Origin of the sequence: Hymenobacter humi (genome assembly GCF_042665855.1) — a bacterium.
Classification (GTDB): domain Bacteria; phylum Bacteroidota; class Bacteroidia; order Cytophagales; family Hymenobacteraceae; genus Hymenobacter; species Hymenobacter humi.
Map to the genome: position 1 here is coordinate 3724053 of NZ_JBHTEK010000001.1, position 12309 is coordinate 3736361.

The 12309-nt window shown below is 63.6% G+C and carries 15 protein-coding genes and 1 tRNA gene; 12 read left to right on the top strand and 4 right to left on the bottom strand.

All coding sequences use genetic code 11. From position 1 onward, the window contains the following. Nucleotides 1-411: 411 nt before the first annotated feature. Nucleotides 412-1491, bottom strand: coding sequence for a DNA polymerase IV (dinB, locus tag ACFQT0_RS20930; RefSeq protein ID WP_380205046.1), 1080 nt, complete (start codon nt 1489-1491; stop codon nt 412-414). A 208-nt stretch (nt 1492-1699) separates the two neighbouring features. On the opposite strand from dinB, the gene ACFQT0_RS20935 reads away from it, so the two are divergent. From ACFQT0_RS20935 to ACFQT0_RS20950, 4 genes are all read left to right on the top strand, one after another. After that, nucleotides 1700-1775: transfer RNA gene (locus ACFQT0_RS20935), tRNA-Asp, on the top strand. Between the two features lie 139 nt (nt 1776-1914). Continuing rightward, entirely contained in the window at nt 1915-3327 is a 1413-nt protein-coding gene (locus ACFQT0_RS20940; protein ID WP_380206091.1) for a glycoside hydrolase family 30 protein, read from the top strand. 249 nt (nt 3328-3576) lie between these two features. Further along, the gene (locus ACFQT0_RS20945) at nt 3577-4836 is read left to right on the top strand and encodes a glycoside hydrolase family 30 protein (RefSeq protein ID WP_380205047.1); all 1260 of its coding nucleotides are present in this window, start codon (nt 3577-3579) and stop codon (nt 4834-4836) included. Nucleotides 4837-5005: 169 nt separating this feature from the next. Then, nucleotides 5006-5734: a GDSL-type esterase/lipase family protein gene (locus ACFQT0_RS20950; protein WP_380205048.1), complete on the top strand. Its 729-nt coding sequence runs from the start codon at nt 5006-5008 to the stop codon at nt 5732-5734. A gap of 65 nt (nt 5735-5799) precedes the next feature. Here ACFQT0_RS20950 and ACFQT0_RS20955 read toward each other — a convergent pair whose 3' ends face one another. Beyond that, nucleotides 5800-6246, bottom strand: coding sequence for a hypothetical protein (locus ACFQT0_RS20955; RefSeq protein WP_380205049.1), 447 nt, complete (start codon nt 6244-6246; stop codon nt 5800-5802). A gap of 658 nt (nt 6247-6904) precedes the next feature. Here ACFQT0_RS20955 and ACFQT0_RS20960 point away from each other — a divergent pair. Together ACFQT0_RS20960 and ACFQT0_RS20965 are read left to right on the top strand one after the other, a co-directional pair. Next, nucleotides 6905-7279: a DUF937 domain-containing protein gene (locus ACFQT0_RS20960; protein WP_380205050.1), complete on the top strand. Its 375-nt coding sequence runs from the start codon at nt 6905-6907 to the stop codon at nt 7277-7279. Next, entirely contained in the window at nt 7231-7686 is a 456-nt protein-coding gene (locus ACFQT0_RS20965; protein WP_380205051.1) for a hypothetical protein, read from the top strand. The genes ACFQT0_RS20960 and ACFQT0_RS20965 overlap by 49 nt, the downstream gene beginning before the upstream one ends. Nucleotides 7687-7822: 136 nt before the next feature. Here the strand turns inward: ACFQT0_RS20965 and ACFQT0_RS20970 are convergent, their stop codons facing one another. Beyond that, nucleotides 7823-8011, bottom strand: coding sequence for a hypothetical protein (locus ACFQT0_RS20970; protein ID WP_380205052.1), 189 nt, complete (start codon nt 8009-8011; stop codon nt 7823-7825). 20 nt (nt 8012-8031) lie between these two features. Here ACFQT0_RS20970 and ACFQT0_RS20975 point away from each other — a divergent pair, with 20 nt between their 5' ends. From ACFQT0_RS20975 to ACFQT0_RS31715, 3 genes are all read left to right on the top strand, one after another. Beyond that, complete coding sequence (locus tag ACFQT0_RS20975) at nt 8032-8301, top strand: OmpA family protein (RefSeq protein ID WP_380206092.1); 270 nt, start codon at nt 8032-8034, stop codon at nt 8299-8301. Nucleotides 8302-8500: 199 nt separating this feature from the next. Next, the gene (locus ACFQT0_RS20980) at nt 8501-8800 is read left to right on the top strand and encodes a hypothetical protein (protein WP_380205053.1); all 300 of its coding nucleotides are present in this window, start codon (nt 8501-8503) and stop codon (nt 8798-8800) included. A gap of 390 nt (nt 8801-9190) precedes the next feature. Further along, entirely contained in the window at nt 9191-9844 is a 654-nt protein-coding gene (locus ACFQT0_RS31715; protein ID WP_449272078.1) for a response regulator, read from the top strand. Here ACFQT0_RS31715 and ACFQT0_RS20995 read toward each other — a convergent pair. Further along, a complete protein-coding gene (locus ACFQT0_RS20995) occupies nt 9837-10358 on the bottom strand; it encodes a hypothetical protein (protein WP_380205054.1) in 522 nt (173 codons plus the stop codon). The genes ACFQT0_RS31715 and ACFQT0_RS20995 overlap by 8 nt on opposite strands. Here ACFQT0_RS20995 and ACFQT0_RS21000 point away from each other — a divergent pair. The 3 genes from ACFQT0_RS21000 to ACFQT0_RS21010 all read left to right on the top strand — a co-directional run bounded on the left by ACFQT0_RS21000 (nt 10345) and on the right by ACFQT0_RS21010 (nt 12252). Next, complete coding sequence (locus ACFQT0_RS21000; RefSeq protein ID WP_380205055.1) at nt 10345-10821, top strand: PAS domain-containing protein; 477 nt, start codon at nt 10345-10347, stop codon at nt 10819-10821. The genes ACFQT0_RS20995 and ACFQT0_RS21000 overlap by 14 nt on opposite strands. Before the next feature lie 156 nt (nt 10822-10977). After that, nucleotides 10978-11127: a hypothetical protein gene (locus ACFQT0_RS21005; RefSeq protein ID WP_380205056.1), complete on the top strand. Its 150-nt coding sequence runs from the start codon at nt 10978-10980 to the stop codon at nt 11125-11127. Nucleotides 11128-11148: 21 nt separating this feature from the next. Beyond that, a complete protein-coding gene (locus ACFQT0_RS21010) occupies nt 11149-12252 on the top strand; it encodes a PAS domain-containing sensor histidine kinase (protein ID WP_380205057.1) in 1104 nt (367 codons plus the stop codon). Nucleotides 12253-12309 lie beyond the last annotated feature (57 nt).

Below are 12309 nucleotides of genomic sequence, written 5' to 3' on the forward strand. Positions count from 1 at the left end.
CTAGAATCGCACCAAGTATCGGGTTAAAGTCAAAAAGCCACCCATAAGGTTGCGAAAAGTAGCCATTCGTAATCTTAAATATACCGGGCCCGGCTACGGAACGCTGCGTTGGACTTCTGCCTGGCCCGTTTTACCGCAGGAGCATATTTGAATTAACAGTGAATCGAGGGGAGAAATTCATTGGGCATCTGTCATATAGCACTTCGCGGAACCTCGCGCGGGGAGAACCTCACCCCCGGCCCCTCTCCAAAAGAGAGGGGAGCCTGACGTTAGAGATAGGCAAGGCCCGGCTCAATTGAGCTGGGCCTTTTGATTTAAAATTGAGCTAAACACTTGTGCCTTGGCTCCCCTCTCTTATGGAGAGGGGCCGGGGGTGAGGTTCTCCCCCGCGCGAGGCTTCTCAACTTTTCCCTAAAAGCTCAGCGTCAGCTGGCGGCCGGCGGCTTGCTGGCCGTTGCTCAGGTTGGAGAGCGACACGCCCAGCAGCCTCACGCCTTTTTCCAGCGGAAACAGGGACTCGACCAACTCCTTGCAGATGCGCTCGAGCACGGCCTGGCTGGGAATGGGGCCCACGCTGCTGCGGCTGCGCGTGATTTGCTGGAAGTCGGCAAACTTCACCTTGAGGGTGATGGTGCGGCCCAGAATGCCGGTGCGCTGGCAGAACTCCCACACTTCTTCGAGCGAGGACCGTAGGCCGTCCAGCAGGTCCGGAAACAGGGTTAAGTCCTGCGCAAAGGTGGTTTCGGAGCCCACCGACTTGCGCAGGCGGTCGGCCACCACGGGGCGGTGGTCCTGGGCGCGGGCAATGGCAAAGTAGTAGTGCCCCGCCTTACCAAACTGCTGCTTTAGAAACTCGGCCGACTGCTGCCGCAAATCGGCGCCGGTGAAAATACCCGCCTGGTTCATCCTGGCTGCCGTAACCGGCCCCACGCCGTGGAACTGGCCCACCGCCAGGCCCTCCACAAAGGCCAGCCCCTGCTCGGGCCGCACCACAAACTGCCCGTTGGGCTTGCGGTAATCGGAAGCCAGCTTGGCCAGGAACTTATTGTAGGAAATGCCCGCCGAGGCGGTGAGCTGGGTGGCGTCGAGGATTTTGGCCCGGATTTCCCGCGCAATCTGGGTGGCTGAGGCCAGCTCTTTCAGGTTGTGGGTCACGTCGAGGTAGGCCTCGTCGAGCGACACCGGCTCAATGAGCGGGGTGTACTCGGCAAAAATGGCCCTAATCTGCCGCGACACCTCCTTGTACACGTCGAAGCGCGGCGACACAAACACCAGGTCCGGGCACTTGCGCAGGGCCGTGGTGGAGGGCATGGCCGAGCGCACGCCGAATTTGCGGGCCTCGTAGCTGGCGGCCGCTACCACGCCCCGCTCCCGGGCGCCGCCCACCGCCACGGGCCGGCCCCGCAAGTCAGGGTTGTCACGCTGCTCCACAGATGCATAAAAGGCATCCATGTCCAAATGGATGATTTTGCGAATGAGATTTTCACTCACTATTTTAGCTATTTATTCTATCAAAGGTAAAAGGCGGGGTGCGTAAAGCGCGACGTGCGTTTCCCGCGTATTGGGCGGGGTTGGGCGATGGAAGGGCCACAATCGTTTGTGGCAAAATATCTCACAAACAGAATGTTAACTAAAAATTAATATTGCCTCTTTGCTTTCATTCGGCGGATTGATTGCTTACTTTTACATAAGAACACAATGTGGGGTGGCGGAACTGGCAGACGCGCTAGCCTATCTCGCTAGTACAATTAGAGGTTCGAGTCCTCTCTCTACAGCAAAAAGTCCCGGTCGCATGCGCGCCGGGACTTTTTGCTTCCATGCCAATCGGTTTGAGCAAACAACCGGGGGTGATTAAGTGCCAGACCGGCAGCGCTGCGCTACATTCAGCCTTTCCAACGGCCTGATTCAGCTCAACTGCATGGTGCTTCCTCCTCCCGCTGGCTGCTGCTGGCCTTTGCCCTGCTGGCGGCGGGCGCCCGCGCCCAAAAGCCCGCGCCGTCCTCGGGCGCGCAGCTGTGGCTCACCACTGCGGACAAATCGGCGTTGTTCCAGAAGCAGCCCGGCCGGCTGACCTTTGATGAGCGCCCGAACGCCAACCCAACCATTGCGGTAGACGATGCGCAGGCGTTTCAGACCATCGACGGGTTTGGGTACTGCCTCACGGGCGGCAGCGCGATGCTGCTGCACCAGATGGACGCCGGGGCCCGCGCCAAGCTGCTGCGGGAGCTGTTTGCCACCGACGACACCAACATCGGCGTGAGCTACCTGCGCCTGAGCATCGGCGCGTCGGACCTCGACGGCCGGGTGTTCAGCTACGACGACCTGCCCGCCGGGCACACCGACCCCACCCTGGCCCAATTCAGCCTGGCGCCCGACCGCGAGCACCTGCTTCCGGTGCTCAAGGAGATTCTGGCCATCAATCCCCAGCTCAAGCTGATGGGCTCGCCGTGGTCGCCGCCGACCTGGATGAAGACCAACGAAAGCTCCAAAGGCGGCAGCCTCAAGCCCGAGTGGTACGACGCCTACGCCCAGTACTTCGTCAAATACATCCAGGGCATGAAGGCCGAGGGCGTGCGCATCGATGCCATTACCATCCAAAACGAGCCGCTGCACCCCGGCAACAACCCCAGCCTGCTCATGCTGGCCGAGCAGCAGGCCGAGTTCATCAAGCGCAGCCTGGGGCCTGCCTTCCGCGCCGCGAAGCTGGACACCAAAATCATCGCCTACGACCACAACGCCGACCGGCCCGACTACCCCATTGCCGTGCTCAACGACGCGGAGGCCCGGCAGTACGTCGACGGCTCGGCATTTCATCTGTACGGTGGCAAAATCGAGGCGCTGAGCCAGGTGCACGCCGCCCATCCCGACAAGCACGTGTACTTCACCGAGCAGTGGATTGGGGCACCCGGCAAGTTTGCCGGCGACCTGGCCTGGCACACCAAAACGCTCGTTATCGGGGCCACGCGCAACTGGGCCCGCACCGTGCTGGAATGGAACCTGGCCGCCGACCCGCAGCAACAACCGCACACGCCCGGCGGCTGCACCGAGTGCCTCGGCGCCCTGACCCTGGCCGGCAACGCCGTGACCCGCAACCCGGCCTACTACATCATTGCCCACGCCAGCAAGTTTGTGCGGCCGGGCAGCGTGCGCATTGCCTCCACCGCGCCGGCCACGCTGCCCAATGTCGCGTTCCGGACCCCCACGGGCGGCCGCGTGGTGGTTGTGTACAACGACGGGCCGGCCGCCCAGGCCTTCAACATCGGCCACCGGGGAAAGCGCTTGGCTGCTAAGCTACCCGCCGGCGCCGTGGGCACCTACGTGTGGTAAGATGGCACTATATATCTAGTTGCCTACCTTGCCGCCCATGGTTCAAAAATTCCTTTCTTTACTGGTGCTGTCGGCGTTGAGCGTGGGCAGCGCCGCGGCTCAAAAGCCAGCAAGCCCACTGCCAGCGCGGCCTTTTCGGCGGCCGGCAAACAGGCCAAGGTCTACACCACGGCGGCGGGTACCGCCCAGCGGCTGGCCGCGGGCGAAGCCCTGGCGTTTCAGCCGGCGGGGCAGCCGCTGGAAACCCAGGTGTGCGTGTTTGTGGACCCGGCCCATGCCTTTCAAACCATGCTGGGCATTGGCGGGGCGCTCACCGATGCCTCGGCCGAAACCTTTGCCAAGCTGCCCAAGGCCCAGCAGCAGGAGTTTCTGCGGGCGTACTACAGCCCCACGGCCGGCATTGGCTACACGCTGGCGCGCACCAGCATCCACAGCTCCGACTTTTCGAGCGGCAGCTACACCTACGTGGCCGACAAAGACGTGGCGCTGAAAACCTTCAGCGTGAAGCACGACGAGCAGTTCCGCATTCCATTTATCAAGCAGGCCATGGCCGCCGCCGGGGGCAAGCTCACGCTGTACGTGAGCCCCTGGAGCCCGCCCGCCTGGATGAAAGACAACGGTACCATGCTCAAAGGCGGCAAGCTGCTGCCCCAGTACCGCCAGGCCTGGGCCGACTACTACGTGAAGTTCATCAAGGCCTACGAGCAGCAGGGCATCCCCGTGTGGGGCCTCACGGTGCAAAACGAGCCCATGGCCACGCAGCGGTGGGAGTCCTGCATATTCACCGGCGAGGAAGAGCGGGATTTCATCAAAGGCTACCTCGGGCCCACCCTGCAAAAGGGCGGCCTGGGCAACCGCAAGCTCATTGCCTGGGACCACAACCGCGACCTGCTGGTGCAGCGCGCCAGCGCCGTGCTCGACGACCCGCAGGCCGCCAAGTACGTCTGGGGCATCGGCTACCACTGGTACGAAACCTGGACCGGCAGCGCCATGCTCTTCGACAACGTAAAGCGCGTGCACGAAACCTACCCCGACAAAAACCTGATTTTCACCGAAGGCTGCCTGGAAAAGTTTGAACTGGACAAGGTAAACCGCTGGGACCTGGGCGAGAAGTACGGCCAGTCGATGATTGGCGACTTCAACGCCGGCACCGTGGGCTGGACCGACTGGAACGTGCTGCTCGACGAAACCGGCGGGCCCAACCACGTGGGCAACTTCTGCTACGCCCCCATCATCGGCGATACGAAGGCGGGCAAGCTCATCTACACCAACGCCTACTACTACATCGGCCACTTCTCGAAGTTCATCCGGCCCGGCGCCAAGCGCATCAGCAGCTCCTCCAACCGCGACGTGCTGCAAACCACCGCCTTCCGCAACCCCGATGGCAGCGTGGCCGTGGTGGTGATGAACCAGACCGACAAACCCCTGGATTTCCAGCTTTGGATGAACGGGCAGGCCGCCAAAACCACGTCGGCGGCGCATTCCATTATGACGATGGTGGTGAACTAACGGGCTACTGTAACCTCTCGTCGTCGGGTGTGCCCTTAATCGTCTGTCATGCTGACGAAGGAAGCATCTTCTCAGGTTAGAACGACTCGTTCCACGGTGAGAAGATGCTTCCTTCGTCAGCATGACAGACTTTTTTCAACTGTTTTATAACAGCGTTTATACCCTTGCTATGACGGTTACGCAAGCCTTTAAAGCCGGACTTTTCTTCTGTGGAGTCTTACTCGCCCCTGTAGCCGCCCAGGCCCAGCAGCTCACCACCGCCGAGGCCAAAAAAGCAGCCGACGAAGCCTACACCCGGCAGCGGGAATACCTGCTGCACAACGACTGGCCCAACCTGCAGCGCTACGCCGGAGCCAACCAGCGACTACCCGCGCCCAAAGCCGGCACACCCCGCGTGGTGCTGCTGGGCAACTCCATCACGGAGGGCTGGCCCAAAGCCGATTCCGCCTTCTTTGCCGGCAAGCCCTATGGCTACATTGGGCGCGGAATAAGCGGGCAGACGTCGGGGCAGACGCTGCTGCGCTTCCGGCAGGACGTTATTGACCTGCGCCCCGCCGTGGTGGTGCTGCTCATTGGCACCAACGACGTGGCCGAAAACAACGGCCCCTACAACCCGCAGAATACCCTAAACAACATCATGAGCATGGTGGAGCTGGCCCAGGCCCACCGCATCCGGGTGGTGCTGTGCTCAGTGCCCCCAGCGGCCGACTTCTGGTGGCGCAAAGGCCTGAACACCGCGCCCAAAATCGTGGCCTTAAACCAGCAAATCAAAGCCTACGCGGCCAAGACTGGCTGCGTGTACCTCGACTACCACACGGCCCTGGCCGATGAGCAGCAGGGCCTGAAAAAGTGTACGGCGAAGACGGCGTACACCCCAACCTGGCCGGCTACCGCGTGATGGAGCCGCTCCTGAACCAAGCCGTGGCGGCTGCCTTGAAAAAGAAGTAGCGTTGAATTATTGAGCTACAAAAAGCCCGTACTGCTAGACAGCCCGAGCCTTTTTGCGTGGAGCCGGCTTTCTGCGCTTCGCCTTTTCCTGCGGGGCGGCAGCCGCTCGCGCTCGGCCTTGCGCTCGGCGCGCATGAGCAGGCGCTCGGGCAGGCGGGCAATGAGGCGGTCGCGCACGTACTGGGCCAGGCAGGAAAGCGGCACCGTGTGGGTGGTGCGCAGGAAGTGGCCCACTTCGCGGCTCCGCAGCGTGCTCACGCCGGCCAGGCCCCGCGCCAGCAGAAACTGCTTCACTTCCTCCAGCAACAGCAGGCCGGCAATGGGCGCGCGCTCCACGGTGGCGTTGTAGCCGGCGGCGCGGTGGGGGCGCAGGCCCTCGGCCGAGGCCACCAGCACACCCACCCACTCGGGCAGCAGGGGCAGCAGCTTGATTAGGTGCTTTTCGGTGACCACGAAGGTCACGAAATCGTAGACTTCGCCGTAGCAGCGCAGGCTGGTTGGCCACGCGCTGCAGGGTGTCGCCGTCGCCCTTCACTTCGTAGCCGTGCATGAAGGCGGGCGTGATGTGCACCACATCGGCGCGGGTGGTGCCGGTGGGCAGCTCGTCGACGTACACGCCGCCCGTGAGCAGCGGGTAGAGCAAAGCGCGGATTTCCGGGTCGTTCATGGCAACCCAAAAGTAAGATCAACGGGGCCCGTACGGAAACCCCAGCCCGAAAAACCGAGCGCGGCGGGCAGGATTTTTAGCCGGCCCGCGTCCTCGTTGGGCAGTTTCCGGCGGGGGCCGTACCCTTTGGCTGTGAGCAGCTTTTCGAAGCACATGGTTCTGCCCGAATCGCGCCTTGCTCGCCCCTCTCTCATACCTATCAAATTCGTATAAGCAGACGTTGGGCTAAACCTGCGTATATTTTTCGTTCCCGGCACAAGCAGCTGCATTTAAGTTGCGGCGCAGGCCGTACATGACTTTCTAAACCTCAGTACCAGACACTCCACTTTTATTACACAGCCGCGTTCTACAAAGTCGATACCCTTATAGTAACCTATTCAATAACACGGGTTTAATCGAAAAATATTACTTCGCCACGGCCTGCGGGCTGTCCATCTCTATCCGCTTACTTCCATGAAAAACGATTTGGTTGAAAAGGTGAAATCGTGTTTTACCAGCAACGTGGTGGCTCAACTGAGCGCCGTGGTGGACGAGCCCGAGCCCAGCACCCGCAAAGCGCTGAACAAAGCGGTGCCGCTGGTGCTCAAAGGCCTGCTGAACCGGGTAGAGCGCGGCTTTGCGCCCGAGGTGCTGCTCGACCTGGTGCAGGCCGCCGACACGGCGGAGGTACTCAAGCAGCTGTCGAAGTCCCCGGCCTCGAACTGGAGCGACCCGGGCACCAACCTGCTGCTCGACCTGCTGGGCGACACCTACCGCAGCACCGTCAACCAGGCCTGGCGGTGGCCGTTGGCATTCGGCCCACGGCCAGCGGCACGCTCATGCAGGTAGTGGCCACGGCGGTGCTGGGCGTGATGGGCAAAGAGGCCACGGAAAACAACCTCGGGCCGGGTGAGCTCACCGAATGGTTGCGCAGCCAAAAGGACAGCATCGGGTCGGTGCTGCTGAAAGATGCCATCGAAACGGCGCTGGTGCAGCCCGCTTCCCCGTCTTTGGCGGAGCACGCGCGCCACCCCACCCGGCAGCCCGCCGCGGCGCCGGCCCTGCACGCCGCAGCGCCCTGGTCGCGGCCCACCGCCGAGCCGGCCTTCGCCCCGCAAGCCCGCTCGGGGCTGCGCTGGGAGTGGGGCGCGCTCCTGCTGCTGGCCGTGTGCCTGGGGTACTTTTTGGGCGCGGCTACTTTGCCCAACAACCGCCCGCGACCTCAACCAGCGCCACGACAACCACCGATGCCGTAACCAGCCCCGCGCCAAACCCTGCCAGCCCGGCGTCCGCCGCGGGGCCGGGGGCGGCAGCCGGGGTCCGGCGCCCCGAGTCCGCGCCTACTGAGGTGGCCCTGGCCGGCCGCTACGACCGGAGGCGCGACCGGTACATCTACGACACCGGCCGGCCCATTGAGCTGAAACTGGCCAACGGCACCACCCAGAAAGTGGGCATCAACTCCACCGAAAACCGGCTGTACACCTTCCTGCAGTCCGGCGAGCAGGTCGATAGCGTGAACCGGACCAAGGGCTGGATAAACTTCGACCGGGTAAACTTCGAAACCAGCCGGGCGACGCTCACCCCGGAATCGGCCGAGCAGCCTGGGCAACGTGGCCCGGATTCTGAATTCGTTTCCGAACGCAGTGGTCAAAATCGGGGGCTACACCGACAGCACCGGCGATGCCCAGCTCAACTACCGGCTCAGCGACGACCGCGCCCGCGCCACCATGCTGGCCCTGGTCCGCCGCGGCGTCCCCCTCAGCCGGCTGCAGGCCAAGGGCTACGGCCCGCGCTACTTCGTGATGACGAACAAAACGCCCGAGGGGCGCTCCGTAAACCGCCGCGTGAGCATCCGGGTGGTGCAGAAGTAGCGCGCGGCCAGCGCAAGCGCCCGGGCCAGGCGCGATTAGTTCGTAGGGCATTTTAAGTAAATGGTTCAGCCACAACCCGTATTTGGTGGGAGAAACTGCGGGAAACACCGCCGGACCTTTGCACCAGTTCCACGGGGGCTGCCCGGCCAGGACGGATGCGCCGGGAAACCACTGTTAATGCTACCAGATGAATATGAACATGAATTTCGCCATGCCCCAGGGCGCCCTTGGTGACATTGCATTCACCACGTACCTCTACTACCGCGAAGCCCGCAACGTGCAGGCCACGCACGCCGAGTTTGCCGCGTGGCTGGCCACCCTGCCCGCCGGGCGCCGCGCCCACGCCGAATCCCGCGGCCTGGCCTCGGCCCGCTCCATCCCGGATTTCAAGCGGTTTTTGCTGGAAAAGCGCGGGTATTCCCTCACCGATTTTCTCAGCGCCCGGCTGTCGCCCTCCGTGCTGGCGTTTTGGCAAGCCCTGCCCGACGAAGACGAATAACCTCATCTGCTTGGGCTGAAACGCCCTCAGCCCAACCGAAGCCTTCTATCCTTCCTTTCCACCCCAATTTCTACCAGTCCCGGCTCTGCCGGGGAACGCGGCCTACGGCCCGGCGCTCCTCCGCTGGAGCCGGGCTTTTTTGGCTGCGGCGGAGCTCATGGGCGGTTTTGTGCTTATTTTGGGTAGCCCGGTTTGCCCAGGCTCGCGTTTATTCCAGAAAGCTGCTAGAAATACGTACGAGCCACAGCAAAACCACTGAATCACTCGTGTAGTTCTACGTATTTTCACTAGTATTGCCTTGCTATCTACCGAATCGGCAACGTTATAAGGGAACGCCGCTGTTCTGATGAACCGAGCGTCGGCACCTTTCAACTTTTACTCTGCACCGCCATGATTCGTGTCTTTTTAGTCGATGACCACCCCATTGTCCGGGATGGAATTCGGTCCCTGCTCGACCGCGAGCCGGGCCTGCAGGTGGTGGGCACGGCCGGCAATGGGCAGGAGCTGCTCGACAAGCTGCCCGATACGCCCACCGACCTCGTGCTCATCGACGTGAACATGCCGGTGCTCGACGGCTACGCCACCACCCTGCGCCTGCGCGAAGAATTCCCGGACGTTAAGGTGCTGGCCTTGTCCATGCTGGTCGAGGAGCTTTACATCGGGCGCATGCTCGATGCTGGCGCCAGCGGCTACCTGCTCAAGAGCACGGGCAAAGAAGAAATCATCCACGCCATCCGCACGGTGATGGACGGCAAGCAGTTTTTGTGCTCGGAAATTGGGCTGGCCATGCTGCACAAGGTGCTGGAGTGGAGCTCCACCGGCGGCACCCGGCGGCAGCGGCCCAAAAAGCCCGCTGCTCTCGAAACGGGAAATGGAAGTGCTGCAGCTCATTGCCGAAGGCCTGACCAACGCCGAAATCGCCGACCAGCTGTTTACGAGCAAGCGCACGGTGGAAACCCACCGGCAGAACATTCTGGAAAAACCCAGGCCAAAAACACGGCGGCGCTGGTTAAAATCGCCCTGGCCGATGGCTTGATTAAGTAGCTCCCGTTACTGGTTTCGAGCCATCATGCTGCATACCTCCGACTCTGCGCCCATCGACTCCGCCCAGCCCGGCTCTTCCGACCGGTCCGGCCCGTCCACTACCCGCCCCAGCAAACCGGGGCGTGGGGTGCTGGCCGATGCGCATCAGCTGGTAAAGGAGCTGCAGCAGCACCAGGAAGAGCTGCATGCGCAGCACGAGGAGCTGCAAGCCGCCCACGCCGCCACGGAGGCCGCTCTGGTGCAGGCCGAAGCGCTGCGCGAGCGCATGGCCGAGCTCTACGAATTCGCGCCCACCGCCTTGTTTGCCCTCCATGCCGACGGCACCATTGCGCAGCTCAACGACCGCGCCAGCCGCATGCTGGGCACCACGCCTTCGCGCCTCACGGGCCGGCGCTTTCTGCTGGTGGTGTGCCCCGAAAGCCGCGAGCCTTTTCTGGCGTTTTTCGACATTGTGCTCGGCAGCCGGCAACGGCACACCATCGAGCCTGCACCTGCAAACCATGGCCGGAGCCAAGTTTGTGGCCAATGTAGAGGGCGTGACCGGTGCTTCGGCCACGGGTGCCGCCACCGTGCAGCTGGCCGTGATGGACGTAAGCGCCCTGAACGCGGAGGTGGAGCGGCGCAAGCGCAGCGAGGAGCGGCTGGACCTGGCCCTGGCCGCCTCCAATACCGGGGTGTGGGTGTGGGCCTTTGCCACCAACGCCCTGGAATGGGACGAGCGGGCCCAGGCCTGTTTCGGCCGGCCCCACGACCCCAACCCGACGTCGTTTGCGGTGCTGCAGGCGGCCGTGTACGCGCCCGACGTGCTGCCCCTGCAGCGGGCCCTGCAGGCCGCCATCAAGCGCGACCAGCCGCTCGACATCGAGTTTCGGGTGCAGTGGCCCGACGGCACGGTGCACTACCTGGGCGCCCACGGCAAGGTGCGCTCGATGCCCAGCGCGAGCCCGAGTGCTTTATCGGGCTGGTGCACGACGTGACGGCCCGCCGCACCTCCGAGGAGGAGCTGGACTACCAGCGGCGGCAGTTCCAGCTGCTGCTCGCCAACCTGCCCATGCTCTACGTGCGCCTCTCGCCCGCGGGCGAATACCTGGAAGCCACCGGCGCCGGCCTGCAGCGCCTGAACCTGGCCGACAATGAGCCTGGTGGGAGAGTCGCTCTACAGAGCCTTCCCGGCCATTACCGAGCCGGTGCGCCGCGTGCTGGCCGGCGAGCGGGTCAGCTTTACGGGCACCGGCGAAGTAGAGGGCGAGCCTGGTGTACTTCCAGAACTACGGTTTTTTTGACGAGCAGCGCCAGCAGGAGTCGTGTTCGCCATCGACGTGACCGAGACGGAAGCAGCCAAGCACCGGCTGCACGCCGAGCAGGAGTTCACCAAAAGCATGCTCAACCACTACGTGGACGGGGTGGCCGCCTTCGACCAGCAGGGCCGCATCACGGCCTGGAACCGGGTGATGGAAGCCCTCACGGGGTGGGCCGAAGTCGAGGCCCTGGGCCAGGACGTGTTCGACCGCCTGCCCTTCGACCGCGAGTCGCTGCCCGGCCACATCGTGACGCACCTGCGCGAAGGCGCCCGCCGGCCCCGCTTCCACCAGCCGTTTTCGCTGGATATGCCCTCGCGCGATTTTGAGCTGACCGCCGTGCCGCTGCCCCACGCCGACGGGGCGGGCAGTGCCGGCGGGCTGCTCATGCTGCGCGACGTAACCGAGCGCAACCGCCTGCACGCCAGCGCGGCCCAATTCAAGCAGCAGCAGCAGCGCGAAACCTTCCGCATGGTGCTCATGGCCCAGGAAGTGGAGCGCAAGCGCATTGCCGAAGCCCTGCACAACGGCGTGGGGCAGCTGCTCTACGCCACCAAGCTGCACCTGGAAGAAGCCCCCACCAACCCCGCCATCGCGGCCGAGGCGCTGGTACTGCTCGAAGAAGCCATCAAAGCCACCCGCAACGTCTCGTTTGAGCTCACGCCCGGCATCCTGGAGGATTTTGGGCTGGCCGCCGCGCTGCAGAAGCTGGCCAAAAGCATTCCCGGCGGAAAGCTGCGCCTGCACCTGTACCTCTCCGGCCTGGAGCGCCCCCTGCCCAAGGTGCTCACCGTGGCCATCTACCGCATGGTGCAGGAGCTGGTAAACAACGTGGTGAAGCACGCCCGCGCCACCGAGGCCACCCTGCACGTGGCCTACGAAGACGACCACGTGCACATCAGCATGGAAGACGACGGGGGCGGGTTCGACGTGCCGGCCACCGTGGGCTCGGCCAAAGGCATTGGGCTGGCCAGCCTCTACAACCGCGCGGCCCTGCTGGGCGGCGAGTTTGAGCTGCTGTCGCGACCCGGCCGCGGCACCATCGCCACCGTCACGCTGCCCGTAATCTCGGAGGACCTCGAGCCCCTGGGCCGGGTGGGCGACGAGTAAGCAGCGCCCAGCGTGGCGCGCTGGGCGCGGCCGCATCGAGCAGTTTTCAGCCCAATT